Origin of the sequence: Aeromonas allosaccharophila, assembly GCF_000819685.1 — a bacterium.
GTDB classification, from domain to species: Bacteria; Pseudomonadota; Gammaproteobacteria; order Enterobacterales; family Aeromonadaceae; genus Aeromonas; species Aeromonas allosaccharophila.
Genome location: NZ_CDBR01000005.1, coordinates 113269 through 137854, shown reverse-complemented (window position 1 = coordinate 137854; position 24586 = coordinate 113269). Strand labels below are relative to the sequence as shown.

The 24586-nt window shown below is 59.2% G+C and carries 25 protein-coding genes and 1 other RNA gene; 6 read left to right on the top strand and 20 right to left on the bottom strand.

Annotated elements, in window-relative coordinates; translation table 11 throughout:
* Positions 1 to 40: 40 nt before the first annotated feature.
* The 12 genes from murG to rsmI all read right to left on the bottom strand — a co-directional run bounded on the left by murG (position 41) and on the right by rsmI (position 12863).
* The gene (gene murG, locus BN1115_RS00985; protein ID WP_042655675.1) at positions 41 to 1123 is read right to left on the bottom strand and encodes an undecaprenyldiphospho-muramoylpentapeptide beta-N-acetylglucosaminyltransferase; all 1083 of its coding nucleotides are present in this window, start codon (positions 1121 to 1123) and stop codon (positions 41 to 43) included.
* Positions 1123 to 2304, bottom strand: coding sequence for a cell division protein FtsW (gene ftsW, locus BN1115_RS00980; protein ID WP_042655674.1), 1182 nt, complete (start codon positions 2302 to 2304; stop codon positions 1123 to 1125). The genes murG and ftsW overlap by 1 nt, the downstream gene beginning before the upstream one ends.
* A gap of 91 nt (positions 2305 to 2395) precedes the next feature.
* A complete protein-coding gene (murD, locus tag BN1115_RS00975) occupies positions 2396 to 3679 on the bottom strand; it encodes a UDP-N-acetylmuramoyl-L-alanine--D-glutamate ligase (protein ID WP_042655673.1) in 1284 nt (427 codons plus the stop codon).
* Between the two features lie 4 nt (positions 3680 to 3683).
* A complete protein-coding gene (gene mraY, locus BN1115_RS00970) occupies positions 3684 to 4766 on the bottom strand; it encodes a phospho-N-acetylmuramoyl-pentapeptide-transferase (protein WP_005355120.1) in 1083 nt (360 codons plus the stop codon).
* A complete protein-coding gene (locus tag BN1115_RS00965; protein ID WP_042655672.1) occupies positions 4760 to 6115 on the bottom strand; it encodes a UDP-N-acetylmuramoyl-tripeptide--D-alanyl-D-alanine ligase in 1356 nt (451 codons plus the stop codon). The genes mraY and BN1115_RS00965 overlap by 7 nt, the downstream gene beginning before the upstream one ends.
* Positions 6112 to 7644, bottom strand: a complete 1533-nt coding sequence (gene murE, locus BN1115_RS00960) for a UDP-N-acetylmuramoyl-L-alanyl-D-glutamate--2,6-diaminopimelate ligase (RefSeq protein WP_042655671.1) — start codon at positions 7642 to 7644, stop codon at positions 6112 to 6114. Before murE ends, BN1115_RS00965 begins: the two co-directional genes overlap by 4 nt.
* On the bottom strand, positions 7577 to 9331 hold the full coding sequence (locus tag BN1115_RS00955; RefSeq protein ID WP_042058666.1) for a penicillin-binding transpeptidase domain-containing protein: 1755 nt from the start codon (positions 9329 to 9331) through the stop codon (positions 7577 to 7579). Before BN1115_RS00955 ends, murE begins: the two co-directional genes overlap by 68 nt.
* Entirely contained in the window at positions 9328 to 9642 is a 315-nt protein-coding gene (ftsL, locus tag BN1115_RS00950) for a cell division protein FtsL (protein ID WP_042058665.1), read from the bottom strand. Before ftsL ends, BN1115_RS00955 begins: the two co-directional genes overlap by 4 nt.
* Positions 9643 to 9645: 3 nt before the next feature.
* Positions 9646 to 10584, bottom strand: a complete 939-nt coding sequence (rsmH, locus tag BN1115_RS00945; RefSeq protein WP_005336168.1) for a 16S rRNA (cytosine(1402)-N(4))-methyltransferase RsmH — start codon at positions 10582 to 10584, stop codon at positions 9646 to 9648.
* Positions 10585 to 11043, bottom strand: coding sequence for a division/cell wall cluster transcriptional repressor MraZ (gene mraZ, locus BN1115_RS00940; RefSeq protein ID WP_042655670.1), 459 nt, complete (start codon positions 11041 to 11043; stop codon positions 10585 to 10587).
* Positions 11044 to 11485: 442 nt separating this feature from the next.
* An RNA gene (rnpB, locus tag BN1115_RS21225) (RNase P RNA component class A) lies at positions 11486 to 11872 on the bottom strand.
* A 157-nt stretch (positions 11873 to 12029) separates the two neighbouring features.
* Positions 12030 to 12863 (bottom strand): 16S rRNA (cytidine(1402)-2'-O)-methyltransferase, encoded by an 834-nt coding sequence (gene rsmI, locus BN1115_RS00935; RefSeq protein WP_042655669.1) that lies wholly within the window; start codon positions 12861 to 12863, stop codon positions 12030 to 12032.
* A gap of 199 nt (positions 12864 to 13062) precedes the next feature.
* On the opposite strand from rsmI, the gene BN1115_RS00930 reads away from it, so the two are divergent.
* From BN1115_RS00930 to dolP, 4 genes are read left to right on the top strand one after another with little or no spacing between them, the layout of a single operon-like run.
* Positions 13063 to 14850: a penicillin-binding protein activator gene (locus BN1115_RS00930; RefSeq protein WP_042655668.1), complete on the top strand. Its 1788-nt coding sequence runs from the start codon at positions 13063 to 13065 to the stop codon at positions 14848 to 14850.
* Positions 14792 to 15163 carry a YraN family protein gene (locus BN1115_RS00925; protein ID WP_042655667.1) on the top strand — a complete coding sequence of 124 codons (372 nt, stop codon included), beginning with the start codon at positions 14792 to 14794 and terminating at the stop codon, positions 15161 to 15163. Before BN1115_RS00930 ends, BN1115_RS00925 begins: the two co-directional genes overlap by 59 nt.
* A 9-nt stretch (positions 15164 to 15172) precedes the next feature.
* Positions 15173 to 15763, top strand: coding sequence for a D-sedoheptulose-7-phosphate isomerase (locus BN1115_RS00920; protein WP_005336275.1), 591 nt, complete (start codon positions 15173 to 15175; stop codon positions 15761 to 15763).
* 4 nt (positions 15764 to 15767) lie between these two features.
* Positions 15768 to 16346: a division/outer membrane stress-associated lipid-binding lipoprotein gene (gene dolP / locus BN1115_RS00915; RefSeq protein ID WP_042655666.1), complete on the top strand. Its 579-nt coding sequence runs from the start codon at positions 15768 to 15770 to the stop codon at positions 16344 to 16346.
* A 43-nt stretch (positions 16347 to 16389) separates the two neighbouring features.
* Here the strand turns inward: dolP and BN1115_RS00910 are convergent, their stop codons facing one another.
* The 8 genes from BN1115_RS00910 to zapE all read right to left on the bottom strand — a co-directional run bounded on the left by BN1115_RS00910 (position 16390) and on the right by zapE (position 22563).
* Positions 16390 to 16815, bottom strand: a complete 426-nt coding sequence (locus tag BN1115_RS00910) for a ClpXP protease specificity-enhancing factor (protein WP_005336278.1) — start codon at positions 16813 to 16815, stop codon at positions 16390 to 16392.
* A complete protein-coding gene (gene sspA, locus BN1115_RS00905) occupies positions 16812 to 17441 on the bottom strand; it encodes a stringent starvation protein SspA (protein WP_042012397.1) in 630 nt (209 codons plus the stop codon). The genes BN1115_RS00910 and sspA overlap by 4 nt, the downstream gene beginning before the upstream one ends.
* Before the next feature lie 87 nt (positions 17442 to 17528).
* The gene (locus BN1115_RS00900) at positions 17529 to 18263 is read right to left on the bottom strand and encodes a cytochrome c1 (RefSeq protein WP_042655665.1); all 735 of its coding nucleotides are present in this window, start codon (positions 18261 to 18263) and stop codon (positions 17529 to 17531) included.
* Complete coding sequence (locus tag BN1115_RS00895; RefSeq protein WP_019444835.1) at positions 18260 to 19477, bottom strand: cytochrome b; 1218 nt, start codon at positions 19475 to 19477, stop codon at positions 18260 to 18262. The genes BN1115_RS00900 and BN1115_RS00895 overlap by 4 nt, the downstream gene beginning before the upstream one ends.
* Positions 19478 to 19479: 2 nt before the next feature.
* Positions 19480 to 20070, bottom strand: coding sequence for a ubiquinol-cytochrome c reductase iron-sulfur subunit (petA, locus tag BN1115_RS00890; RefSeq protein ID WP_005336284.1), 591 nt, complete (start codon positions 20068 to 20070; stop codon positions 19480 to 19482).
* 295 nt (positions 20071 to 20365) lie between these two features.
* Positions 20366 to 20758 (bottom strand): 30S ribosomal protein S9, encoded by a 393-nt coding sequence (rpsI, locus tag BN1115_RS00885; protein ID WP_005336286.1) that lies wholly within the window; start codon positions 20756 to 20758, stop codon positions 20366 to 20368.
* A gap of 15 nt (positions 20759 to 20773) precedes the next feature.
* The gene (gene rplM, locus BN1115_RS00880) at positions 20774 to 21202 is read right to left on the bottom strand and encodes a 50S ribosomal protein L13 (protein WP_005336289.1); all 429 of its coding nucleotides are present in this window, start codon (positions 21200 to 21202) and stop codon (positions 20774 to 20776) included.
* 266 nt (positions 21203 to 21468) lie between these two features.
* Positions 21469 to 22563, bottom strand: a complete 1095-nt coding sequence (gene zapE, locus BN1115_RS00875; RefSeq protein WP_042655664.1) for a cell division protein ZapE — start codon at positions 22561 to 22563, stop codon at positions 21469 to 21471.
* A gap of 140 nt (positions 22564 to 22703) precedes the next feature.
* On the opposite strand from zapE, the gene BN1115_RS00870 reads away from it, so the two are divergent.
* Positions 22704 to 23084, top strand: coding sequence for a Z-ring associated ZapG family protein (locus BN1115_RS00870; protein WP_005356646.1), 381 nt, complete (start codon positions 22704 to 22706; stop codon positions 23082 to 23084).
* Between the two features lie 81 nt (positions 23085 to 23165).
* Complete coding sequence (locus tag BN1115_RS00865; RefSeq protein WP_005336295.1) at positions 23166 to 24527, top strand: Do family serine endopeptidase; 1362 nt, start codon at positions 23166 to 23168, stop codon at positions 24525 to 24527.
* The last annotated feature ends 59 nt before the right edge of the window (positions 24528 to 24586 follow it).

Sequence of the window (24586 nt, the reverse complement as noted above, 5' to 3'; positions counted from 1 at the left end):
GGTACAAGGCTGCACGGTGTCACCGCTGCAACCTTGCTCATCAATCTTTACCACTCTGCCCGGTTGCGAGCTGTTTGCACTCATCGGCAACCCGCTCGGCTGCATCGGTAATGGCGACGCGGCGAGCCGCTTTCGCCATGTTAAACAGGGTCTCCCGGCGACCAGCCAGCCAGGTCAGGCGCGCCGCCAGTGACGCGGTATTCAGCTCGGACTGGGGCAGGAACTCGGCCGCACCGCCGTCGACCAGGGTCAGGGCGTTACGGGTCTGGTGATCATCCACCGCATGGGGCAGCGGCACGAAAATGGCAGCCACACCGGCGGCAGCCACTTCGGAAACGGTCAGGGCACCGGCACGGCAGACCACCAGGTCGGCCCAGGCGTAGGCGCTGGCCATATCCTTGATAAATTCGCTCACCTCGCCATTGATGCCGTGCTGGGCATAGGCAGCAGACACAGTCTCTGCATTGCCCTTGCCACACTGGTGACGCACTTCAATGGGCACGCCGGATGCCGCCACCGCAGCAGGTACCTGCTCGTTAAGCACCCGCGCACCCAGACTGCCACCGACGATCAGCAGGTGCAGCGGCTCGGCTCCGCTGCGCAGTTGCGGATCCGGCAAGGCGACCACTTCGGGACGCACCGGATTACCTACCACGGCGGTACGACGACTCGGCGCGAAGGCGCCCGGAAATGCCATCAGCACCCGCCTGGCGATACGGGCCAGCAGCTTGTTGGTCATGCCGGCAGCGGCATTTTGCTCATGAAGTAGCAACGGGATGCCGGAGAACCAGGCCGCCACGCCACCCGGACCGGAAGCAAAACCGCCCATGCCGAGCACCACGTCAGGACGAACGGTCTTGAGCACCTGGCGTGCCTGCAGGATCGATTTGACGATGCGATAGGGCGCCACCAGCAGCCGCTTGATGCCGTTGCCACGCACCCCCTGAATATCGATGAAGGAGATGGGATAACCGTGGGCGGGCACCAGCTCCGCCTCCATCCGGTCGGCAGTGCCGAGCCAGTGGACAGTCCAGCCCTGGGCCTTCAGGCGATCGGCCACGGCCAGACCGGGGAACACATGCCCACCGGTACCACCTGCCATCACCAACAGAGTCTTGCTCACTAAACCTCCCGCACGCGCGCCTGGGCTGTCGCCTGACGCAACTCAAAATCGATTCGAATCAACATGCTCACCGCCACCGCCATGATGATGAGACTGGAGCCACCGTAACTGACCAGCGGCAGGGTCAAGCCCTTGGTCGGCATCATGCCGCTGGCCGCGCCAACGTTGACGAAGGTCTGGAAGCTGAACCAGATGCCGATGCCGATGGCCAGATAGCCGTCATAGAGCCGCTCTGCCACCAGCGCGCGATGCCCCAGCTTGAGCGCCTTGATCGCCAGCGCAAAAATCAGGAACAGGGCACCCAGCACCCCGACGTAACCCAGCTCTTCGCCGAGGATCGCAAACACGAAGTCGGTGTGCGCTTCCGGCAAGTACTCCATCTTCTGGATGGAGTTGCCAAGCCCTTCACCAAACCAGCTGCCACGGCCAAACGCCATCAGCGACTGGGTCAACTGGTAGCCGCTGCCGAACGGATCGGCCCAGGGGTCCATAAAGGAGGTCACCCGCCGCATCCGGTAAGGCTCGACGATGATCAGCATCACCACCGAGCCGAGGCCCGCACCGATCAGGGTCAAAAACTGTCCCAGTCGGGCACCGGCCAGGAACAGCATGCCAAACGAGGTAACGAACATCACCACGGTGGAACCCAAGTCCGGCTGCAACAGCAGCAAGACCGCCAGCACCCCGAACACCGCCAGCGGTTTCAGGAAGCCGATCCAGGCCTCGCGCACTTCGCTCTGACGCCGCACCAGATAACCGGCCAGATAGACAAACAGCGCCAGCTTGCCAAACTCGGCAGGCTGCAGGTTGAAGGGACCGAGCGGCAACCAGCGCACCGCACCGTTGACGTTGCGACCGACCAGCAGCACCAGCACCAGCATCAAGATCGCCAGCAGCAGCATGGGGCCATTGTGCTGTTGCCAGCGCGCCATCGGCACCTGCAACACAAACCAGGAGATACCGAGCGCCATCACCAGAAACAGGGCGTGACGCTTCACAAACATGAAGGGGTCATCCCCCAGCGCAATCCCCTCGGGGATCGACGCCGAGGCCACGATGACCACCCCGACCGCCATCAGGGAGAGCGCCAGCAGTACCAGCAGCCGATCGTAGAGACCGGCAGGGCGCGCCGGTAACAACCAGCGCTGGAACAAACCTGCTGCTGCGCGAAGGGCGTTCATAGCGCCAGCACCAGTTCAGCGGTAAGGCGATCACCGCGAACATCGAATGATGTGAAGAGGTTAAGCCCGTCCAGACTGGCAAGGTGTGCGTTCATAGCATCTGTACCATCTCGGTGAAACGATCGCCGCGCACCTCGAACGACTTGAACTGATCGAGGCTGGCACAGGCGGGCGCCAGCAGCACCCAGTCACCGGGCCGGGCATCGGCCGCCGCCTTGGCAACTGCAGCGGCCAGGTCGGCCACCTGTTCGGTCTGCTCGCCCAGTGCCAGCAGCACCTCGGCATCCTGACCGAAGCAGTACATGTGATCGATCTGGTTGCCCAGCAGCGCCTGGATCGGGCCAAAATCCTGCCCCTTGCCCTGACCACCGGCCAGCAGCAGCAGCCGTCCCTTGACCGACTCGCGCACACCGGCAACGGCAGCCAGTGTGGCTCCCACGTTGGTGGCTTTGGAGTCGTTGATCCAGCGCACCCCGTTCACTTCGCGCACGAAGCGGGCGCGATGGGGCAAGCCTTCAAAGCGGCGCAGCACGGTAAGCTGAGCCGCACGGGGAATGCCGACCGCATCGCACAGCGCCATGGCCGCAAGGGCGTTGGCCTGATTGTGGGCGCCGACGATCTTCATCTCGTCCACTGCCAACAGCGGTTCGCCGTGCAAGGTCAACCAGTAGCGGCCATCCAGCAGGCAGCGGCCATAGCCATTGCAGTCGAGGCCAAAGCTCTGCCACACCTGACCCACATCGGGCAGGGTCTGGGCATCATCGCGATTGACCAGAATGTGTTTGGAATGCTGATGGATCTCCATCTTGGCGGCGCGATAGTCGGCCATGCCCTGATAGCGATCCATGTGATCTTCGGAGAGGTTCAGCACCACGGACGCGGCAGCACGCAGGCTGTAGGTGGTCTCGAGCTGGAAGCTGGAGAGCTCCAGCACGCAGAGATCCATCGGCTGCTTGAGCAGCTCCAGCGCCGGTGTACCGATATTGCCGCCCACACCGACATTGAGTCCCGCTTCGGCAATCATCTCGCCAACCAGGGTGGTGACGGTGCTCTTGCCGTTGGAACCTGTGATGGCGATGACCGGGGTCTGGGTCTCGCGGACAAACAGCTCGATATCCCCGATGATCTGCACGCCACGCTCGGCGGCGGCTTTCAGTTCGGGGGTCGCCAGCGCGATACCCGGGCTCGCGACGATCATGTGCGCCTGCTTGAGCAGCGCCTCGTCGAGCCCATGGATCAACTCCACCTCCGGCGGCAGTTGATCCTTGCCCGGTGGGTTGGCGCGGGTGTCCATCACCAGTGGCGTGACGCCACGGCCGAGGAAGTAATCGACACAGGAGAGTCCGGTTTTGCCCAATCCGATGATGATGACCATGGCCTTACCTCACCTTCAGGGTGGCAAGACCCAGCAGCACCAGCACGAGGGTGATGATCCAGAAGCGCACGATGACGCGCGGCTCCGGCCAGCCCTTTTTCTCGTAGTGGTGATGGATCGGCGCCATGCGGAAGATCCGCACGCCGCGCAGTTTGTAGGAACCCACCTGCAGGATCACCGAGACGGTCTCCATCACGAAGACGCCACCCATGATCACCAGCAGGAACTCCTGACGTACCAGCACGGCGATGGTGCCGAGCGCGCCACCCAGCGCCAGGGAACCGACGTCGCCCATGAAGACCTGCGCCGGATAGGTGTTGAACCAGAGGAAACCCAGACCCGCCCCGACGATGGCGGTACAGACGATCACCAACTCGGAGGTATAGGGCACGTAGGGAATGTGCAGGTAGTTGGCAAAGTTGACGTTACCGGTCGCCCAGGCAATCAGGGCAAAGCCCCCTGCCACCATCACAGTCGGCATGATTGCCAGGCCGTCGAGACCGTCGGTCAGGTTGACCGCGTTGGAGGTTCCGACGATGACAAAATAGGTCAGCACGATAAACATCAGACCAAGCTGCGGCATCACATCCTTGAGGAAAGGCACCACCAGCTGGGTCTGCCCCTCATGGGTCGCGGTCGCATAGAGGAACACCGCCACTGCCAGTGCTACCGCGGATTGCCAGAAGTACTTCCAGCGCGCGATCAGACCGTCGGTATTCTTGCGCACCACCTTGAGGTAGTCGTCGGCAAAGCCGATGGCGCCGTAGGCCCCCAGCACAAACAGCACCAGCCAGACATAGGGGTTGTCGAGGCGGCACCAGAGCAACACAGACGTGAAGATCGCCGCAATGATCATCAGGCCACCCATGGTCGGGGTGCCCCGCTTGCTGAGGTGGGACTCGGGGCCGTCGTTGCGGATCACCTGACCGAACTTCAGGATCTGCAGACGGCGGATCAGCCGCGGCCCCATCCAGAGGGCAACTCCCAGTCCGGTGATGATCGACAGGATGGCGCGAAACGTCAGGTAGGAGAAGACGTTGAAGAAGGTGAAGTGCGGGGTGAGCAGTTCGGCCAGCCAGACTAGCATGTGGCTGACTCCTGATGGCCTTTGACCATCTCGACGATATCTTCCATGCGGGAGCCACGGGCGCCCTTGACCAGAATCGAAATTTCCTGATGTGTATTTATCATTTGCGCAAGCACTTCAAACAACGATGCCTTGTTATCGAAATGTCGGCCTGCCGCGGCATCTGCGGTGTGGCGACTCTGTTCCCCCACTGTCAGCACGGCATCCAGGCCGCGCTCGCGGGCATGACGGCCAACCCGGGCGTGTTGCTCGGCAGACTCCTCACCCAGTTCCCGCATATCACCGAACACCAGCACCTTGAAGCCACCCATGGCGGTCAGGGTATCGATGCCCGCCAGCACGGATTCCACGCTGGCATTGTAGGTATCGTCCACTAGGGTCAGATCGTCCCAACGCTGGACGCAGAAGCGCCCCTTGACCGGTGCCATCTGCTCCAGCCCCGCCTTGACACTGGCGAGGGATGCGCCGAGGGCCAGACAGCCCGCGGCGGCAGCCAGCGCATTGGCCACGTTGTGGCGACCCGGGATCGCCAGAGTCAGGCTCAGCTCGCCCTGCGGGGTCACCATCACAAACTCGGCGCAACCTTGCTCATTAAGCACCATGTCGCGCGCGTGGAACGGCTGGCTCTGATCCTCAATAGAGAAAGCGCAGCCAATGCCGCGTTCCCGCCACTTCGGCCAGAATTCGTTGTCGGCATTGACGATGGCGGTGCCGCCCTCGCTCAGGCCCTCAAAAATCTCGCTCTTGGCGTGGAACACTCCTTCCAGCGAGCCGAAGCCCTCCAGATGGGCCGCCGCCACGTTGTTGATGATGGCGGCATCGGGTTTGGCCAATGAGGTGGTCCAGGCGATTTCGCCCGGATGGTTGGCACCCAGCTCCATCACCGCAAACTTGTGCTGTGGCTCGAGGCGCAACAGGGTGAGCGGCACGCCCACCTCGTTGTTGAAGTTGCCAGCGGTGGCCAGCACTTCCCCTTCGTTGCGCAGGATGGCGGTCGCCATCTCCTTCACCGTGGTCTTGCCGCAGCTGCCGGTAATGGCCAGCACTTTCGGATTGATGCGCTCGCGCACCAGCTTGCCGAGTCGGCCCAGCCCCTTGAGGCTATCAGCCACCACCAGTTGGGGGATGGCCAGCGGCAGCTCGCGCTCGACCAGCAGGGCAGAGGCCCCTGCCTGAACGGCCTGCTCGCAAAAATCGTGGGCATCGAAGCGCTCGCCGCGCAGGGCAACGAACAGGGCACCCGCGCCCAAAGTGCGGGTGTCGGTACTGACGACGGTGATCTCGCCATCGTCACCAATCAGACGGGCATCGAGTACCTGCGCCAGCTCGGCAAGCCTGAGGGTCATCATTTGAATGACTCCAATAATGTGTGCAAGGCGGCCGCGACGGTTTCCCGGTCGCTGTAGTGCCGCTTGTCGGTTCCAATGATCTGATAATCCTCGTGACCCTTACCGGCCACCAGGATGATGTCCTGTTTGCTCGCCTGACCGATGGCCAGCACAATCGCCTTGACGCGGTCGTGCTCCACCTGCACCGCAGCAGGATCGCGAAGACCCGCCACCATGTCGGCCATGATCCGGGCCGGCTCCTCGGTACGGGGATTGTCGTCGGTCAGGATCACGCGATCCGCATACTGTTCGGCCATGGCCGCCATCATGGGGCGCTTGCCGCGATCGCGGTCGCCACCACAACCGACCAGACACCAGAGCTGGCCTGTGCAGTGCACCCGCAGGGCCTGCAATGCCTTCTCCAGCGCATCCGGGGTGTGGGCGTAATCGACCACCGCCAGCGGCGTATCACCACCGCCGAAACACTCCATGCGACCGGTCACCGGCTGCAACTGAGGCGCTGTAGCCAGCAGCTCGTTGAAGTCGTAACCGAGTACCAGCATCACGCCCATCGCCGCCAGCACATTGCTGACGTTGAAGCGCCCGAGCAAGGGGGCGGATAATACACCATTCCCCCAGCTGGAGTTAATCTGCGCGCGAAAACCTTGCTGATGAAAATCGAGCTGCTGCGCCGTTAATTGACGGCCAGAATGGTGTTCAATCGGGCCATCCACACTGAAGGCCACCGCAGCCGGGTATTTTTCGAGCCACTTGGCACCCAACTCGTCATCACGGTTGATCACCGCATTCGACTCATCGACCAGCTGCAACAGCTGCTCCTTGGCCGCGCCATAGGCTTCCATGGTGCCGTGGTAGTCGAGGTGATCCCGGCTCAGGTTGGTGAAGACAGCGGCGGCAAAGGGCAGCGCGGCGACGCGGTGCTGCACCAGACCATGGCTGGAGACCTCCATCGCCACCAGATCCGCCCCCTGCTCTTGCAGCGCAGCCAGATTGGCTTGCACCTGCACGGCGCTGCCAGTGGTGTTTTCCGCTTCGATCAGATGGCCAAACAGGCCGTTACCGATGGTGCCCATCACGCCGGCCTTGCCACCCAGCAGGGTGCGCCAGTTGGCGACCAGCAAAGCGGTAGTGCTCTTGCCGTTGGTGCCGGTGATCCCGACCAGTTGCAGTTTTTGCGCAGGCTGCTCGTAAAAATAGCCAGCAAGTTCGGAGAGACGAGCGGGCAGATCCTGTATCCCAATACAAGGAACCAGAGTCGACGGCGGAACGAATTCACCATCCTCCTCAAACACAACAGCGGTCGCTCCCTGAGCCACCGCCTGTTCGATAAACCGTCTGCCATCCACCTGATGACCACGAATGGCCACGAAGAGCGAGCCGGGGCCAGCCCGCCGACTATCCAGCTGGATATCGGTCAGGGTGAGCGCCGGCGCCTGGATACCGAAGGGGCGCAGTAATACATCAAGTGCGCGGGACAAGAGAGGCCTCCGTACGGGCAAGTTTGGTGGGCACCGCTGGCGGCACCGCATCGGGACGAATATTGAAGAGCTGCAGCACCCCGCCCATGGCCTCTGCAAACGGTGGGGTCGCCACGGCACCGCCATAATAGGCGCTGCCTTTTGGCTCGTTGATCACCACCACCATGACGAAACGGGGATCACTGGCGGGTGCGAAACCGGCAAACCAGGCCATGTAATCCTTGCCATAGCCACCTGCGACGGCGACCTTGGCGGTACCACTCTTGCCGCCGACCCGATAACCCGGGATCTTGGCTTTTGGAATGGCGTTGTCGACCACGTACTCCAGCGCCTGCAACATGGCAGAGGCGTTGTTGTGGTCGATCACCTGCTCACCCTTGGGCGGCGTGGTCACCTTGACGATGGAGAGCGGCACCCGTTTGCCCTTGTTGGCCAGTGTGGCGTAGGCGGAAGCCAGCTGCAGCGGAGTGACCCGCAGGCCATAACCGAACGAGAGGGTCGCCCGTTCGATATCGGACCAGCGACGACGCTGTGGCAACATGCCGCTGCTCTCGCCCATCAGCCCGCTGCCGGTATCCATGCCGAAACCGAACATGCTGAGGGTGTTGATCATCTCCTGCGCCGGCATCCGCAGCGCGATACGCGACATACCGATGTTGGAGGAGTAGCGCAGAATGTCGTAGAGGTTGGTCGCCTTGTGGATACTGACGTCCTTGATCTGCTTCGCCCCGATAAAAAGCGGCCCGCCCTGGATGGTATCTTTCCAGCTGGTCACGCCAGCCTGCAAGGCACTGAGCAAAATCAATGGTTTGATGGTAGAACCCGGCTCGTAGGTATCGGTCACCACCCGGTTGCGCACCCGGAAGCTCTGGTACTGGCCGCGGTTGTTCGGGTTGTAGGAGGGAGTATTGACCATGGCAAGCACTTCGCCGGTCTTGATATCCAGCATCACCATGGAGCCGGAGGTCGCCTTGTTCTCGTCGGTCGCCCGCTTGAGCGCGCGGTAGGCCAGTGCCTGCACCCGCTGATCGATACTGAGTTGCAGATCGTTGGCGTTCTTGCCCTCTTTGACGAGGCCAAGCCGCTCGATGACCCGTCCCTGACGATCCTTGCGTACCCGCATCTCGCCGGGCGTCGCCGTCAGCCACTCGTTATAGCTACGCTCAATCCCTTCAATACCGCTGCCATCGATGTTGGTCACCCCCACCAGATGGGCACTGATCTCACCAGTCGGGTAGAAGCGGCGCGCTTCGGGACGCAGGTAAATGCCACCCAGCTTGAGGCCCTTGATATATTCCGCCACGGCAGGGGTCACCTGACGCTGCAGATAGACGAAGCGCTTGCTGGGGTTGGCGATGCGATGCTTGAGGGTATTGATGTCGAGCTTGAGCACGGCGGAGAGCGCCAGCCAGGCCCGCTCATTATTGATGGCACCGGATTCGTGGACAGTCTTGGGATCGGCCCAGACCGCTTCGACCGGCACCGAGACCGCCAGCTGCTCACCGTTGCGATCGGTGATCATGCCGCGCACTGCCTGGGTGGAGGTGGTACGCAGGGAACGCATGTCCCCCTCCTGACGCAGACGATCCGGATTGATCACCTGGATCCAGGCCAGACGCAGGATCAGACCCACAAACGCGATGCCGATAAACACCGCAAGCGTGCGAAAGCGCCACGGATAGATCGATGGCGCTTTGACAGTCGCTTTGGCAGCTTTGGCTGTAGCCTTGCGTTTCATGGTTGGGTAATTACCTTCTCGGTGGTCACCAGCGGACGCCCCATCTGCAACTTGTCCATCGCCAGACTCGCCACCCGGGAGTGTTCAGCCAGGGTGCCCTGCTCCAACAGCAGATGGCGCCATTCGATATTGAGGCGATCCTCTTCCGCCATCAGATCGTTCTGCTGGGCCGTCAGACCGCGGGTCATGTTGGTCACCAGGATCACGGCAAACGCGGTCACCAGCACGGCGACCGACAGAAAAATCTGCAGCTTGTGCCGCCAGAGATCGGCAACGATCTCCTTGGCCAGATGAACACGCACTTCGCTCATCGCTTACTCCGCCAGCCGTTCGGCAACACGCAGCACCGAGCTGCGTGATCGGCTGTTTTCAGATACTTCATGATCAGAAGGCTTGAGCGCCTTGCCGACCGACTTCAATTTGCGACCGCCAGCGAGCTGGGCTTCGGTCAGCGGAATGCCGTAAGGCACTTCCGGCCCCTTCTCGTGCTTGCGGATGAAGTGCTTCACCAATCGGTCTTCCAGCGAATGGAAGCTGATCACTGACAGGCGGCCGTGCGGTGCCAACACTTCCAGCGCACCGTTGAGCGCGGTTTCGATCTCGTCCAGCTCGCTGTTGATATAGATGCGAATGGCCTGGAAGCTGCGGGTTGCCGCATGCTTGCCCTTCTCCTTGCTCGGATTGACCCGGGCAATCATCTCCGCCAGTTGACGGGTACGCACGTAAGGCTCGGTCACGCGGTCATGGACGATGGCGCGGGCGATCTTCTTGGCAAAACGCTCCTCACCGAAGGTCTTCAGCACCCAGGCGATGTCATCCACATCGGCCTTGGCCAGCCACTCGGCGGCACTCTGGCCGGAAGTGGGGTCCATCCGCATATCGAGCGGACCATCTTTCATGAAGCTGAAGCCGCGCTCGGCATCATCCAGCTGGGGGGAAGAGACCCCCAGATCCAGCAGGAAGCCATCCACCTTGCCCAGCAAACCGCGCTCATCCAGATAGGAGGCGATGCCGGAGAAGGGGCCGTGCACGATTTCGAAACGGGGATCCTGGATCTTGGCCGCTTCGGCGATCGCCTGCGGATCGCGGTCGATGGCGATCAGGCGGCCATTGGGGCCAAGGTGCTGCAGGATCAGACGAGAATGACCACCACGGCCAAAAGTACCGTCGACGTAGACACCGTCCGGCTTGATGGCCAGACCTTCAACGGCTTCGTGCAGCAGCACTGTGATGTGTTCAGCGGCTTGGGTCATTTATAAAGAGAAATCCTGTAGTCGTGGTGAGCTTGCCCAATCGTCCCCGGGCAGACCCAAGATGTCGTCATTGACCTGTTGTTGCCAGCGGGCTTCATCCCACAACTCAAACTTGTTGAGCTGGCCCACCAGCATGATTTTCTTGTCCAGCCCAGCATGGTTGCGCAGTGGCTGACTGAGCAGCAGACGGCCATTGCCATCCAGCTCGCATTCGGTTGCATGTCCCAGCAGCAGTCGCTGCAAACGGCGCTCTTGTGGATTCATGCTGGAGAGGGTCTTGAGCTTGCGCTCGACCTCTTCCCATTCAGTCAGGGGATAAAGCAGCAGACAGGGATGAGCAATATCGATGGTACAGACCAGCTGGCCGTCGCTTTCATCGCGCAGCCAATCACGAAATTTGGTCGGAATAGCCAGCCGCCCTTTACTGTCCAGGCTGATGGCATGAGCGCCACGCAACAAATTGCAGTCCCTGAAGGTGAGTGAGCAGGCAGATTGCCCCTCTAAAAACCACTTTGATCCACTTTTCCCCACGTTGAAGTTTAAGGACGTGCAGGGGGCTTTTCAAGCAAGGAGATGGGACAGAGGGAACATATTGACGCAGCATTTGCATACCGCGGATTGAGTGGGTTGATTTTCCACAAGTTATTTGGCGTTAAACTCTGGCGATTAATTGAAATAAGTGAATGAACTGAGAACAGACACAATATGCGGGTGCGAACAGCCATCCGGTGTCCTATCACCATCTATCGCTGCCATTGCGCTAAATACGAGACTATTCGACTGATTTAAAACATATAATTTCATTCAACATGGCGAGACAAAAAATATCCGACCAACGAAGCCATATTTTCTCATGCATAAAAAAGAGCCCCGCGATAAATCGCGGGGCTCTTCGGAATGAGGTCGGAGTCGGCCTGTAAGCCGGGTTCTGTACCGGGTTGCCCCGGGTAGCAATCATTCCTCTAGGCCAGCAATCGCTCGCTGGCTCAAGCAACCTACCCGCCCCCAACGCGGGCCGCGCCAATAGGGGCCTATTTGGTCTTGCTTCGGGTGGAGTTTACCGTGCCACGAACTGTTGCCAGTCGCGCGGTGCGCTCTTACCGCACCCTTTCACCCTTACCTGATCCCTTGCGGGCCATCGGCGGTCTGCTCTCTGTTGCACTGGTCGTAGGCTCGCGCCCCCCAGGCGTTACCTGGCACCCTGCCCTATGAAGCCCGGACTTTCCTCCCCTCCGCCCGTCTGTCCCGAGGGACACAACGACGAAGCAGCGATTGCCCAGCCAACTCCGAGGCGCGGATTATAGCCTTGCGATACACACGGGGTAAACCGGCAATTCCCGTTTACAGCCATTTATCGCGCTTTGACCCCCGTTGACAGGCTGAATGCTTGCCGGTTCGAGGGATTGCACAGGTCAGAAAACAGTCTGCAGGCCTATTTCATCGGCTCAATAGTGCTCGAGCCCATATTTGTAGAGGGCATTCTTCTTCACGCCGTGGATCTCGGCGGTCAGGGCAGCCGCTTTCTTCAGTGGCAGTTCAGCTACCAGCAGCCCCAAAGTGCGGATCGCCTCGGCCGGCAGATCCTCTTCATCTTTGGAGGCGCCAGCCACCACCAGCACGATCTCGCCTCGGCAGCGGTTGTCATCCTCACCGAGCCAAGTCAGCATTTCAGAGGCAGGCAGACCGTGGATCGACTCAAAGGTCTTGGTCAACTCGCGGCACACCACCACCTGACGCTCGCCGAGAATGCGAGCAATCGCTTCCACTGTATCCTTCACCCGGCGTGGCGATTCGTAGAACACCAGCGAACGGGTGTCTTCGATAACCGCTTGCAGACGATCGTCGCGCCCCTTGCTCTTGGCGGGCAGAAAGCCTTCAAACGCAAAGCGATCGGTAGGCAGACCGGCTGCGCTCAAGGCGGTGATGGCGGCACAGGGGCCAGGCAGAGGCACCACCTTGACCCCGGCTTCACGACAGCGGGTGACCAAGTGATAACCGGGGTCGCTGATGAGCGGGGTGCCGGCATCGGAGACCAGCGCAACACTCTTGCCCTCTTTGATCCGGCCGATCAGCACATCGGCCTTCTGCTGCTCGTTGTGATCGTGCAGGGCGAAGGTCGGCACCGAGATTTGGTAGTGGCTGAGCAGGATACCGGTATGACGGGTATCTTCGGCGGCCACCAGATCGACACTGCGTAAAATATCCAATGCACGCTGGGTGATGTCCGCCAAATTACCGATCGGAGTGGGGACTATATACAGGGTTGGGATGTCACTCATGGGATCTCCGAGTGCCCCGACAATTGTGTCGCCATATTGGCCCGTTTACACTATGGGGAACTTCAACACTGGTCGGGGAATGAACTTGAACCGGGTTACAAAGCAGCTAAGTGTATCACGACTCTTCGGCATCATACTCGCGGCAGTACTGCTCGCCGCCTGTGCGTCGGAGCCCAATCAACCGTCAGGGCAGTCAGGCATGCCCTCTGCGTTCTCCAATCTGACCAAGAATGCCCAGTGGTATCTTGAGCAGGTGGACCCGGCCAAGCCGGCCGAGGCCTTTACCTGGCAGATGCTGGCGGCACGCAGCTATCTGGCGCTGGGCCAAGCCAAACCGGCCTCGGCACTGTTCCAGCAATTGCAGAAGCAGGCCAAGGAGCCCGCCCAGAAGGCGCAGCTGCAACTGCTGCAAGCCCATCTGTTGCTGGCGCAGGGCCACGCCAATCAGGCGCTGATCCTGCTGGAAGGCAAACCCGAGGTGGTGCTGGATGCCGATACCCAGAAGGATTGGTATCGCCAGCGCGTGGTGCTGCAGCTCGACATCAACAACAAGTTTGGCGCAGCCAAGTCGTTGATTGCACTGGAGCCCTACCTCAATCAGAGCGAGCAGGCGACCAACCATCAGCAGATCTGGTCGTTGCTCAAAAGCATGACCCCCTCCACCCTGCAGGCACTGGAAGAGGCACCGGCCCCTGACGTGACCACCGGTTGGCTGCGACTGGCGGCACTGGTCAACGAGTTTGGCGCCCAGCCAAACCTGCTGGCCCGCCAGCTGGCAGGCTGGAAGCGCGACTTCCCCAACCATCCGGCCCAGAAAGATATGCCGGCAGGATTGGGCGATCTGGCGGCCACTGCCAGCACCTCGGTGCAGCAGATCGCCGTGCTGCTGCCCCTATCCGGTAATCTGGAGCCGCAGGGCGCCGCTATCCGCAACGGTATGCTGATGTCTTATAAGGAAAATCAGGGACAATTTACCCTGAACTTCTACGACACCCAGAGCAAGTCGACCGGCGATCTTTACAAGCAGGCGATTCAGGAAGGGGCGGACATGATCATCGGCCCGCTGCTGAAAGACCGGGTCGAGGAGCTGCTCAAGGCCAATCCGACCGTGCCGGTGCTGGCGCTCAACGAGCTGGACAAGCCGATCGTCAACGATTCCACCTACTACTTCTCCCTCTCTGCCGCCGCAGATGCCGCGCAGGCAGCCCAGTACCTTTACACACAGGGCTACCGCAAACCGCTGCTGATCGCCGCCCAGGGGCGGATCGGTTACAGCAGTATCAAGGCGTTCGAGCAGAGCTGGGCCACCCTGAGCCAGGATAAGCCAGTGGTGGCCACCTTCGGTGCCCGCAACGAAGTGCAGGGGATGGTCAAGAATGCCCTGAGCGGCCGCTCTACCGCCCGTGCTGGTGAAGTGGTGCAACTCTCTGATGCCGCACCGCGCAGCATCGATGCCGTTTACGTGGTGGCCAACAGCCTGGAAACCCGGATGATCAAGCCCTACGTGGATGTCTCGGTCAATCCGATGGGCAGCCTGCCCATCTACACCAGCTCCCGTGGCTACGACAGCGCCGCCACCGAGGTCGCCTCCGAGCTCAACGGCATGCATATCGCCGATATGCCGCTGCTGCTTGGCGGCTACGAGAAACAGCGCGAGCAGATCGCCCTGCTCTGGCCGCAGACTCAGGGTGACCTGCTGCGTCTGTTTGCCATGGGTTACGATGCCGTCAGCCTGGCAGAGAACCTGCAGCAGATGCGCAAGGTGGGTGGCATGCAGCAGGCTGGCATGAGCGGTCAGCTGAGCGTGGATGCCCAGGGCAATATCGTGCGGATGCTGAGCTGGGGGACTTACCAGAACGGCAAACTGGTCGACGAGAACGCCGTTCAGCAGCTGGAGGAGCCCTCCAATGAAGGAACTATGGAAACGGATGCGCCAGCAGTTGCCGAGCCTGTTCCCCTCACCGACGAGCAAGGGACAGCACTTTGAACAAGTCGCTGAACGCTGGTTGCAGGCCCGGGGCCTGCAACCGGTAGCGCGCAACTACCGCTGTCGTGGCGGTGAAATAGATCTCATCATGCACCAGGGCCAGACCCTGGTGTTTGTTGAGGTGCGCTACCGGGCCACAAGCAGCCATGGCGGGGCCGCCAGTTCGGTCACCCGCAGCAAACAGCACAAGATCATGCTGGCAGCGCGCCACTATTTGAAGCAACATGCCATCAACGAGGCCAATCAGGCCTGCCGATTCGATGTGATTGCGTTCGAGGGCGACCAGCCAGCCTGGATCCAGAACGCGTTTTAAGAGGACCCTATGACTGACCGCATCAAAGAGAACTACACCGAAAGCATCCAGACCAAGATAGCCGCTGCCGAGGCGCTGCCGGATGCCATCCATACCGCAGCCCAGATGATCACCATCTGCCTGCTCAATGGCCACAAGGTGCTGGCATGCGGTAACGGTCCTTCTGCCGCACTGGCGCAACTGTTCATCTCCGAGCTGGTCAACTGCTACGAGACCCAGCGCCCCTCCCTGCCCGGCATGGCCCTGACGCCCGACATGGCGACCATCAGCGCCATCGCCACCGATCACGGTTTTGAAGAGGTCTACGCCAAGCAGATCCGCGCACTGGGCCAGCCCGGCGACATTCTGGTGGTCATCACCACTTCCGGCCACAGCCGCAGCCTGATCAAGGCCGCCGAGGCCGCCCTCTCCCGCGACATGACCATAGTGGTGCTAAGCGGGGGGGACGGTGGCGAAATGGCAGGTCTGCTCGGTCCGAACGATGTGGAGATCCGCGTGCCATCCGCCCGTCGGCCTCGCATTCTGGAAGTGAATCTGTTGACCCTGCACTGCCTGTGTGATCTCATCGACCAGACACTTTTCCCGCAACAGGAAGATTGAAACCATGAAAAAGCACACTATCCTGCTCGGTCTGCTGGTGAGCAGCCTGCTGCTGCAAGGCTGCGCAGCCGTAGTTGTTGGCGGCGCCGCAGGGACAGCCAAGGCCTCTGGCGATCGCCGAACGCTGGGCGCACAGTGGGATGACCAGACCATCGAGCTGAAAGCGGCCAATCTGCTGGCCGACAATAAACCGCTCAGCGCAGCCAGCAAGATCAGCGTCTACAGCAACAACGGCCGCGTGCTGCTGGTCGGCCAGACACCTTCTGACGTTTACAAGATTGAGGCGGGCAAAATTGTCAGTCGCATCGAAGGGGTCCGCCACGTCTACAACGAGTTGCGCCTCGGCCAGCCCGCCAGCTTCACCACTCGCAGCAATGATTCCTGGATCACCTCCAAGGTGAAAGCCGACATGTTCGGCACCAAGAACTTCGACAGCACCAAGGTCAAGGTGGTCACCGAGAATAGCGAGGTGTTCCTGATTGGTCTGGTGACGCGTCAGGAGGGGGAACAGGCAGTGCAGATTGCTCGCCACGTTGAGGGCGTGAAGCGCGTGATCAAGGCCTTCGAGTTCGCCCAGAACTAAGCCAACGCGGCATAAAAAAACGCAGCCAATCGGCTGCGTTTTTTTATTTGATGACCTTCAGGGTCGGACGACCGCTGGGGCGCGGCGGTTCCGGCTCAGGCTCCACCGGCGCTTCGGCCTGTTCCAGCCAGATGTCGTAACCCGGTTCGGGCGGGAACATGGTGCCCACGCCATTCTCCCGGGCATGGATAGCCAGTACGGCCGCCATCGGGATATAGACCTGCTGGGATACCCCGCCAAAGCGTGCGCTGAAGCTGATGGCCTCATTATCCATATGAAATTGCATCACGGCACGAGGCGCGATGTTCAGCACTATCTGCCCATCCTGGGCAAACTGCATCGGCACCATCACATGGGGAATGTTGACGTTGACCACCAGATGGGGGGTCAGGTCATTGTCCAGCAACCAGTCAAAGAACGCCCGTAACAGGTACGGGCGGCTCGGTGTCATTGTCGGTTCCATGCTCATACGCCAGAACGGATCTCGCGCTCGGCTTCGGTCAGAGAGGCCTGGAAGGATTCACGCTCGAACAGACGAACCATGTAGGCCTTCAGCTCTTTGGCACCACGACCGGTCAGGTCGATGCCCAGGCTCGGCAGACGCCACAGCAGCGGAGCCATGTAGCAATCCACCAGACCAAACTCTTCGCTCATGAAATAGGGCATTTCACCGAAGATCGGCGCAATGGCCAGCAGGTTGTCACGCAGTTCGTTGCGTGCCGCTTCAGCATCGGTACCGGCCATGATCTTGTCGGCCAGGGAGTACCAGTCCAGCTCGATGCGGTGCATCATCAGACGGCTGTTACCACGAGCAACCGGGTAAACAGGCATCAGGGGCGGATGCGGGAAGCGCTCATCCAGATACTCCATGATGATGCGTGAGGTATAGAGTGCCAGCTCACGATCCACCAGAGTCGGTACAGAGTTGTACGGGTTCAGCTCGGCCAGCTCATCCGGCAGATTGGCTGGGTCAACCTGGCAGATATCCACGCTAACACCCTTCTCCGCCAGGACAATACGCACCTGATGGCTGAACATATCGTTGGCACCGGAAAACAGCGTCATTACCGAACGCTTATTGGCAGCTACAGCCATTGAACCCTCCCGTCATAAAAAAGCAGAAACGGCAATGAAGCATCTTGGTCTTCATTGCCGTGCATTATATTACCCGTATCTGGTCGCTTAGTGAACGTCGCGCCAGAATTCCTTCTTCAACAGCACAGTGAAGATGAAGAAGATCACGATGAAGCCAAGCACCCAGAAGCCCATACGTTCACGCTCCTGTTGTACCGGTTCAGCCGAGTAGACCAAGAAGTTTACCAGATCCAGCACCGTCTGATCATACTCTTCGTTATTCATTTCACCATTGCCGTCAGATTTGATGCTGACAACCTGATGGGTTTCCACGCCATCGACCGTGTGAGTGGCAAACTCGGCACGGGGGGTTCCCTGCAACGGCTCCAGTACATGGGGCATGCCCACGGACGGGAATACGGCGTTGTTCACCCCGAACGGACGGGTTTCATCCACATAGAAGGAGCGCAGATAGGTGTAGATCCAGTCTGCACCACGCACCCGGGCAACCAGCGTCAGATCAGGAGGCGGCGCACCAAACCACTTGGCGGCATCCTTCTCCGAGACAGAGTTTTCCATCAGGTCACCAATCTTGGCGCCATTGACGATCAGATTGTCAGCCATCAGATCGGCCGGGATCCCCAGATCCTCTGCCACCCGGTTGTAACGCTGGTACTGGGTACTGTGGCAACCAAAGCAGTAGTTCATGAAGGTGGCGGCGCCACGCTGCAGAGAAGCCTTGTCGCTCAGGTCATAGTTGGCCTTGTCCAGATGCACGGCTCCGGTATTGGCAAACACCAGTGACGGCAGCAGGGTCAGCACTGCAAATATTATTCTTTTCATTTAAATGTCACCCTCTCCGGCAGCGGCTTGGTGCTTTCATTCTTGCTATAGAAGAACAGCAGGACGAAGAACCCGAAATAACCCAAGGTACAAATTTGGGCAATCAGCGTCAGAGTCGGCGTCGACGGCAGCACCCCGAGGATCCCCAGAATCACGAAGCACACCACAAACTGGGCAATATTCAACTTGTGCAGCTTGCTGCGATAACGCACCGAGCGCACCTTGCAGCGATCCAGCCACGGCAGCAGGAACAGCACCACAATGGAGAGGCCCATCATGATGACGCCAAGCAGCTTGTCCGGCACCGCCCGCAAAATGGCGTAGAACGGCGTGAAGTACCACACAGGCGCAATATGCGCCGGGGTCTTAAGCCCGTTGGCCACTTCAAAGTTCGGCTTCTCGAGGAAGTAACCCCACATATCCGGCTTGAAGAAGATGATGGCGCAGAAGAAGAACAGGAAGCCCGCCACACCGATCATATCCTTGACGGTGAAGTAAGGGTGAAACGCTACTGCATCCAGCGGCCAGCCGTTTTCGTCCTTGTGCTTCTTGATGTCGATGCCATCCGGGTTGTTGGACCCCACCTCATGCAACGCCAGAATGTGCATGGCAACCAGCATCACCAACACCAGCGGCAACGCGATGACATGCAGCGCGAAGAAGCGGTTCAGGGTCGCACCGGAGATGACGTAGTCACCACGGATCCACAGGGTCAGATCGTCACCGATGACCGGAATGGCGCCAAACAGCGAGATGATGACCTGGGCACCCCAGAATGACATCTGGCCCCAGGGCAGCAAGTAGCCCATGAAGGCTTCCGCCATCAGCACCAGGAAGATCAGCATGCCGAAGATCCACAGCAGTTCACGAGGCTTCTGATAAGAGCCATAGATCATGCCGCGGAACATGTGCATGTAAACCACAATGAAGAATGCAGACGCGCCGGTTGAGTGCATGTAACGCAGCAGCCAGCCGTACTCCACATCGCGCATGATGTACTCCACGGAGGCAAACGCACCTTCCGCGGAGGGGTTGTAGTTCATGGTCAACCAGATACCGGTGATGATCTGGTTGACCAGCACCAGCATGGCCAGCGAGCCGAAGAAGTACCAGAAGTTCAGGTTCTTCGGTGCCGGATACTTGGCCATATGGTCGTTGTACATGGCCGTGAGCGGGAATCGATAATCGATCCAGCCCATCAGTTTACTCAACATGGTCAGGCCTCCTTGCCATCGGCACCGACCTGAATGGTGGTGTCATTAATGAATTGATAGGGCGGAATGACCAGGTTCAGCGGTGCAGGCACCCCCTGGAACACACGGCCGGCCATGTCGAACTTGGAGCCATGACACGGGCAGAAGAAGCCGGACGTGACGCCCTGCACCTGCTCGCCAAAGCTGTCAGGCAGATAGGAAGGTGAACACCCAAGGTGGGTGCAAATACCGACCGCGACAAATATCTCGGGCTTGATCGATCTGTACCCGTTATGGGCATAGTCAGGCTGCTGCGGCTCTTCAGATGAGGGATCCCGCAGCTTGTCATCATGGGCGGCCAAGGCATCCAGCGTCTGTTTGGTGCGTTTCACCACCCAGACAGGCTTGCCTCGCCACTCGACACGGATGAGCTGACCCGGTTCCAACTTGCTGATATCGACTTCAACCGGCGCCCCGGCTGCTTTGGCCTTGGCACTCGGATTCCATGACTTTATAAACGGCACTGCGGTAAACGCAGCTCCTACCCCACCAACGGCAACCGTTGACCAGGTAAGAAATCTGCGGCGACCGGTATCAACTGGCGCATTGCTCATCCAAAAACTCTCCCATGTGGACTCCGCACATTCTTATAGTGTCCCTGTTCCCCATTTTTCCCGTGACAACAGCGGCGGAAGCTGGATTTACAATTGCCACAGAAAACAGGGGAAATTTTAAAGAAAAGATAACAACTTGACAAGAAAGAGCGGTGAGCAATGAAAACAATAAAGAAACAATTTTTTGTCTTTTGTGACGCGTGGTTAGCATTGATGTCGGTAATATTACCAATAAAAAAAGCCTAGCGGCTGCCAGGCTTTTTTGACACTCGAAAGAGTGAGTACCAAAAGCGAATTAACGCTTGGAGTACTGCGGACGCTTACGAGCTTTGTGCAGACCGACTTTCTTACGCTCAACCTTACGGGCATCGCGAGTAACAAAGCCAGCTTTACGCAGTTCGGAACGCAGGGTTTCGTCGTACTGCATCAGAGCACGAGTGATACCGTGGCGGATCGCACCAGCTTGACCGGAGATGCCACCACCGTTAACGGTGATGTACAGATCCAGTTTCTCGGTCATCTCAACCAGTTCCAGCGGCTGACGAACTACCATGCGGGCAGTCGGACGGCCGAAGTACTGCTCCAGGGAGCGCTGGTTGATTACGATCTTGCCGCTACCCGCTTTGATAAATACGCGAGCAGTGGAGCTTTTGCGACGGCCGGTACCGTAGTATTGATTTTCTGCCATGTTGCCAGTTCCCGATTAGATATCCAGTACTTGAGGTTGCTGAGCAGCATGAGCATGCTCGGCGCCTGCGTAAACTTTCAGTTTACGGAACATGGCACGGCCCAGAGGACCTTTCGGCAGCATGCCTTTGACGGCTGCTTCGATTACCATTTCCGGTTTACGCTGAATCAGCTTGTCGAAGCTGATTGACTTGATACCACCCGGGAAACCGGAGTGAGCGTGGTACATTTTGTCGGTAAATTTCTTACCGGTTACGTGTACCTTCTCAGCGTTTACAACGATGATGTAATCACCGGTGTCAACGTGCGGAGTGTATTCAGCTTTGTGCTTACCACGCAGACGAGCAGCAATCTCGGTTGCGATACGACCCAGAGTTTTACCTTCTGCGTCCACAATGTACCAGTCACGTTTTACGGTTTCTGGCTTGGCAACGAAAGTTTTCATTAAGTTAAACCCAATTACCTGTTACAGACCCAATTGCTTATGGGGGCTCTCCCACAAACAACAAACGATGGCCTACCTGTACCCCTTCGAATACAAGTAAAGCTTAAAGTGTTGCTGTCTTATCGACAGCTGTAACGTGGGCCGGGCGATTATAAGTGAAGTTGCCTTAAATATCACCTGCTAATTTCACTGCCATGAAGCTAGCAAATGTCGCCCGGCCCTACCTGCCGCAGATGCCCATCCGACTGGCAGGCGCGGTATTGTGACTAAGGAAGGTGCACTCTGGCAAGGTATTCGTGCGATTGCATTTCCTGAAGCCGCGAAAGACAGCGTTTGAATTCGAAATTCAGCAGCCCTTCGCCGTAAAGTTCTGTCATGGGAACCGCCGCCGACATGATGAGCTTGACGTGCCGTTCGTAGAACTCATCGACCATGGCGATGAAGCGGCGAGCCGCGTCATCCGTGCCTGTGCCCATTGGCTGCACATTGGCCAGCAGAACGGTATGGAACAGCCTGGCCAGCTCGATATAGTCGTTCTGGGAGCGGGCAGTACAGCAAAGTTGCTCGAATTCCATATAGAGCACCCCTTCCCCCATCCCCAGCGACGTCAGCTGACGATGATTGACCTCGAATGCCCCCTCGCAAGCCGAGTGACCACCGGTTAATTGCTGAAAATAGTGGTCAAGATTGGCTTTTGCCTGCAAATCCAGCGGGCAGTGATAAATCTCGGCTTGTTCCAGCGTACGCAGGCGATAGTCGATACCGCCATCCACGTTAAGTACCTCGCAATGGCGCTCGATAAGCTCGATAGCAGGCAAAAAACGGGCTCGCTGCAGCCCGTTGCGATAAAGATCCTGCGGCGGGATATTTGAGGTTGCAACCAATACGACACCGTGACCAAACAGCTCCTGAAACAGTGTGCCCAGCAGCATGGCGTCGGTGATGTCTGAGACAAAAAACTCGTCGAAACAGATGATGTCTGTCTCGCTGGCAAGCTTGCTGGCCACCAGCTTGAGCGGATCGGACTGCCCGCTCAGCCCCTGCAGTTCATCGTGAATGCGGTGCATGAAGCGGTGGAAATGGCTGCGCATCTTGCGCGTCCCCGGCAGGCTGTCAAAAAAAGTATCCATCAGCCAGGTCTTGCCTCGGCCCACTCCGCCCCACATATAGATACCTAGGACCGGCTCCGGCGGCTTGGGCTTTTGCAGCCAACCCAGCAGCCCTCGAGATCTGGTCGGAGTCGGGCGCCGTAGCAAATCCTGATACAGTCGCTCCAGCCTGCTAATGGCCATCCTCTGCGCGGGGTCGGCCACAAAGCCGGGGCGCAGCAGATCCTGCTGGTATTTTTGCTGCGGTGTCATCCTTGAGCGCCTCTCCAAGTCCCTGAATCGAGGACAAAATGGTATCACGGCCTCAGGACGCACGGTATAGTGCCATCAAGGCATGGCGGTTGTGACGACCGCATAAACCCACTCTGTTTTAGCTGTAACAAGGAGCATCTATGAGTCTGTTAACTGGGATCCTGCTGGCTGTCGCGGCCTTGATTATCGGTATCGTTCTCGGCCGTTTTTCGGTACGTAGCCGCGATGCTGGCCGTCTGGAACAGGAACTGAAAAAGGCCCACAAGGAGCTCGAGAGTTATCAGGGCCAGATCAACACCCACTTCGCCGACAGTGCCGCCCTGATGGAGCAGTTGGCCGAGCAGTATCAGACCCTCTATCGCCACATGGCCGAGCAGAGCAAATTCCTGGCCAAGGCGCAGGAACCACTGTTCCGCGAGTCCTTGGTAGAAGAAGCCCCTGCCAATGTGGCAGAAGAGCCGGGCGTTCCGCCTCGCGACTATGCGGGCGCCTCTTCCGGACTGCTCAAGCAACCAAACTAGTTCCTCGCGGAACTAATTGGCCAGTCCCGTGGTCTGACCTTGACGATTGCAATGCAACTTTTTCTGGGAGCTGTTTTTCATATGCGTAAACCTCTTTCCATGCTCAGTGTGCTAGCCCTCAGTGTCGGTATCGCCATGTCTGCGGCCCCTGCTCAGGCTGCACTGCCTTCCCTGTTAGGCTCAAATCAGGAGATGCCAAGCCTGGCGCCCGTTCTCGAACAGGTCACCCCGGCTGTGGTCAATATCTCGGTTTCTGGCAAAAAAATTACCCGTCAGCGTCTGCCGGAGCAGTTCAAGTTCTTCTTCGGCCCCAACATGCCCGACGAACAGGTGAGCGAGCAGCCGTTCCAGGCGCTCGGCTCCGGTGTCATCGTCGATGCCAAGAAGGGTTACGTGATCACCAACGCCCACGTGGTTCACGAGGCGGACGAGATCAAGGTCAACCTGAAGGATGGTCGTGAGTATGCGGCCAAGAAGATCGGTGAAGACAAACAGTCCGACATCGCCCTGCTACAAATCAAGGCCGAGGATCTGGTGCAGATCAAGTTCGCCGACTCCGATGAACTGCGGGTGGGTGACTATGCGCTGGCCATCGGCAACCCGTTTGGTCTGGGTCAGACCGTCACGTCAGGCATCGTTAGCGCGCTGGGGCGCAGCGGCCTCAACATCGAGAATCTGGAGAACTTCATCCAGACCGATGCGGCCATCAACTCCGGTAACTCCGGCGGCGCTCTGCTCAACCTGCGTGGTGAGCTGATCGGTATCAACACCGCGATTCTGGGCCCGAACGGCGGCAACATCGGCATCGGCTTTGCCATCCCCTCCAACATGGTGCGGGATCTGACCGAACAGATCGTCAAGTATGGTGAAGTGCGTCGCGGCCAGTTGGGCATTACCGGCACCGAGCTCACCTCCGACATCGCCAAAACCTTCGGTTATAACAAGAAGGATGGTGCCTTCGTCAATCAGGTCATGCCTGATTCGGCAGCAGACAAGGCGGGCATCAAGGCCGGCGATATCATCGTCAGCATCGATGGCAAACCAGTTCGCTCCTTCGGTGAGCTGCGTGCCAAGATCGCCACCATGGGCGCTGGCAAGCAGGTCGAGCTGGGATTGATCCGCGATGGCAAATCACAAACTGCCAAGGTGACCCTGAAGCAGGCCGATGACAGCGAAGTGCGCGCCAGCGCGCTGCATCCGGCACTGGAAGGGGCCAAGCTGAGCACCACTACCGACCCGGTCTCCGGCGTCGCGGTGGCCGACATTGATCCTCGCTCTCCGGCAGCCGCTTCCGGCCTGCAGAAGGGTGACATCATCATCGGGGTCAACCGCCTGCGCATCAACACTCTGGGTGAGCTGACCAAAGCCCTCAAGAACAAGCCTGACGTGCTGGCGCTCAACATCCAACGCGGCGACTCCTCGCTCTATCTGGTGATCCGCTAACGCTCAGGTTGTTCGCCAATCCCTCTATCACCCGCGGCCTTCACCGCGGGTGATTTTTA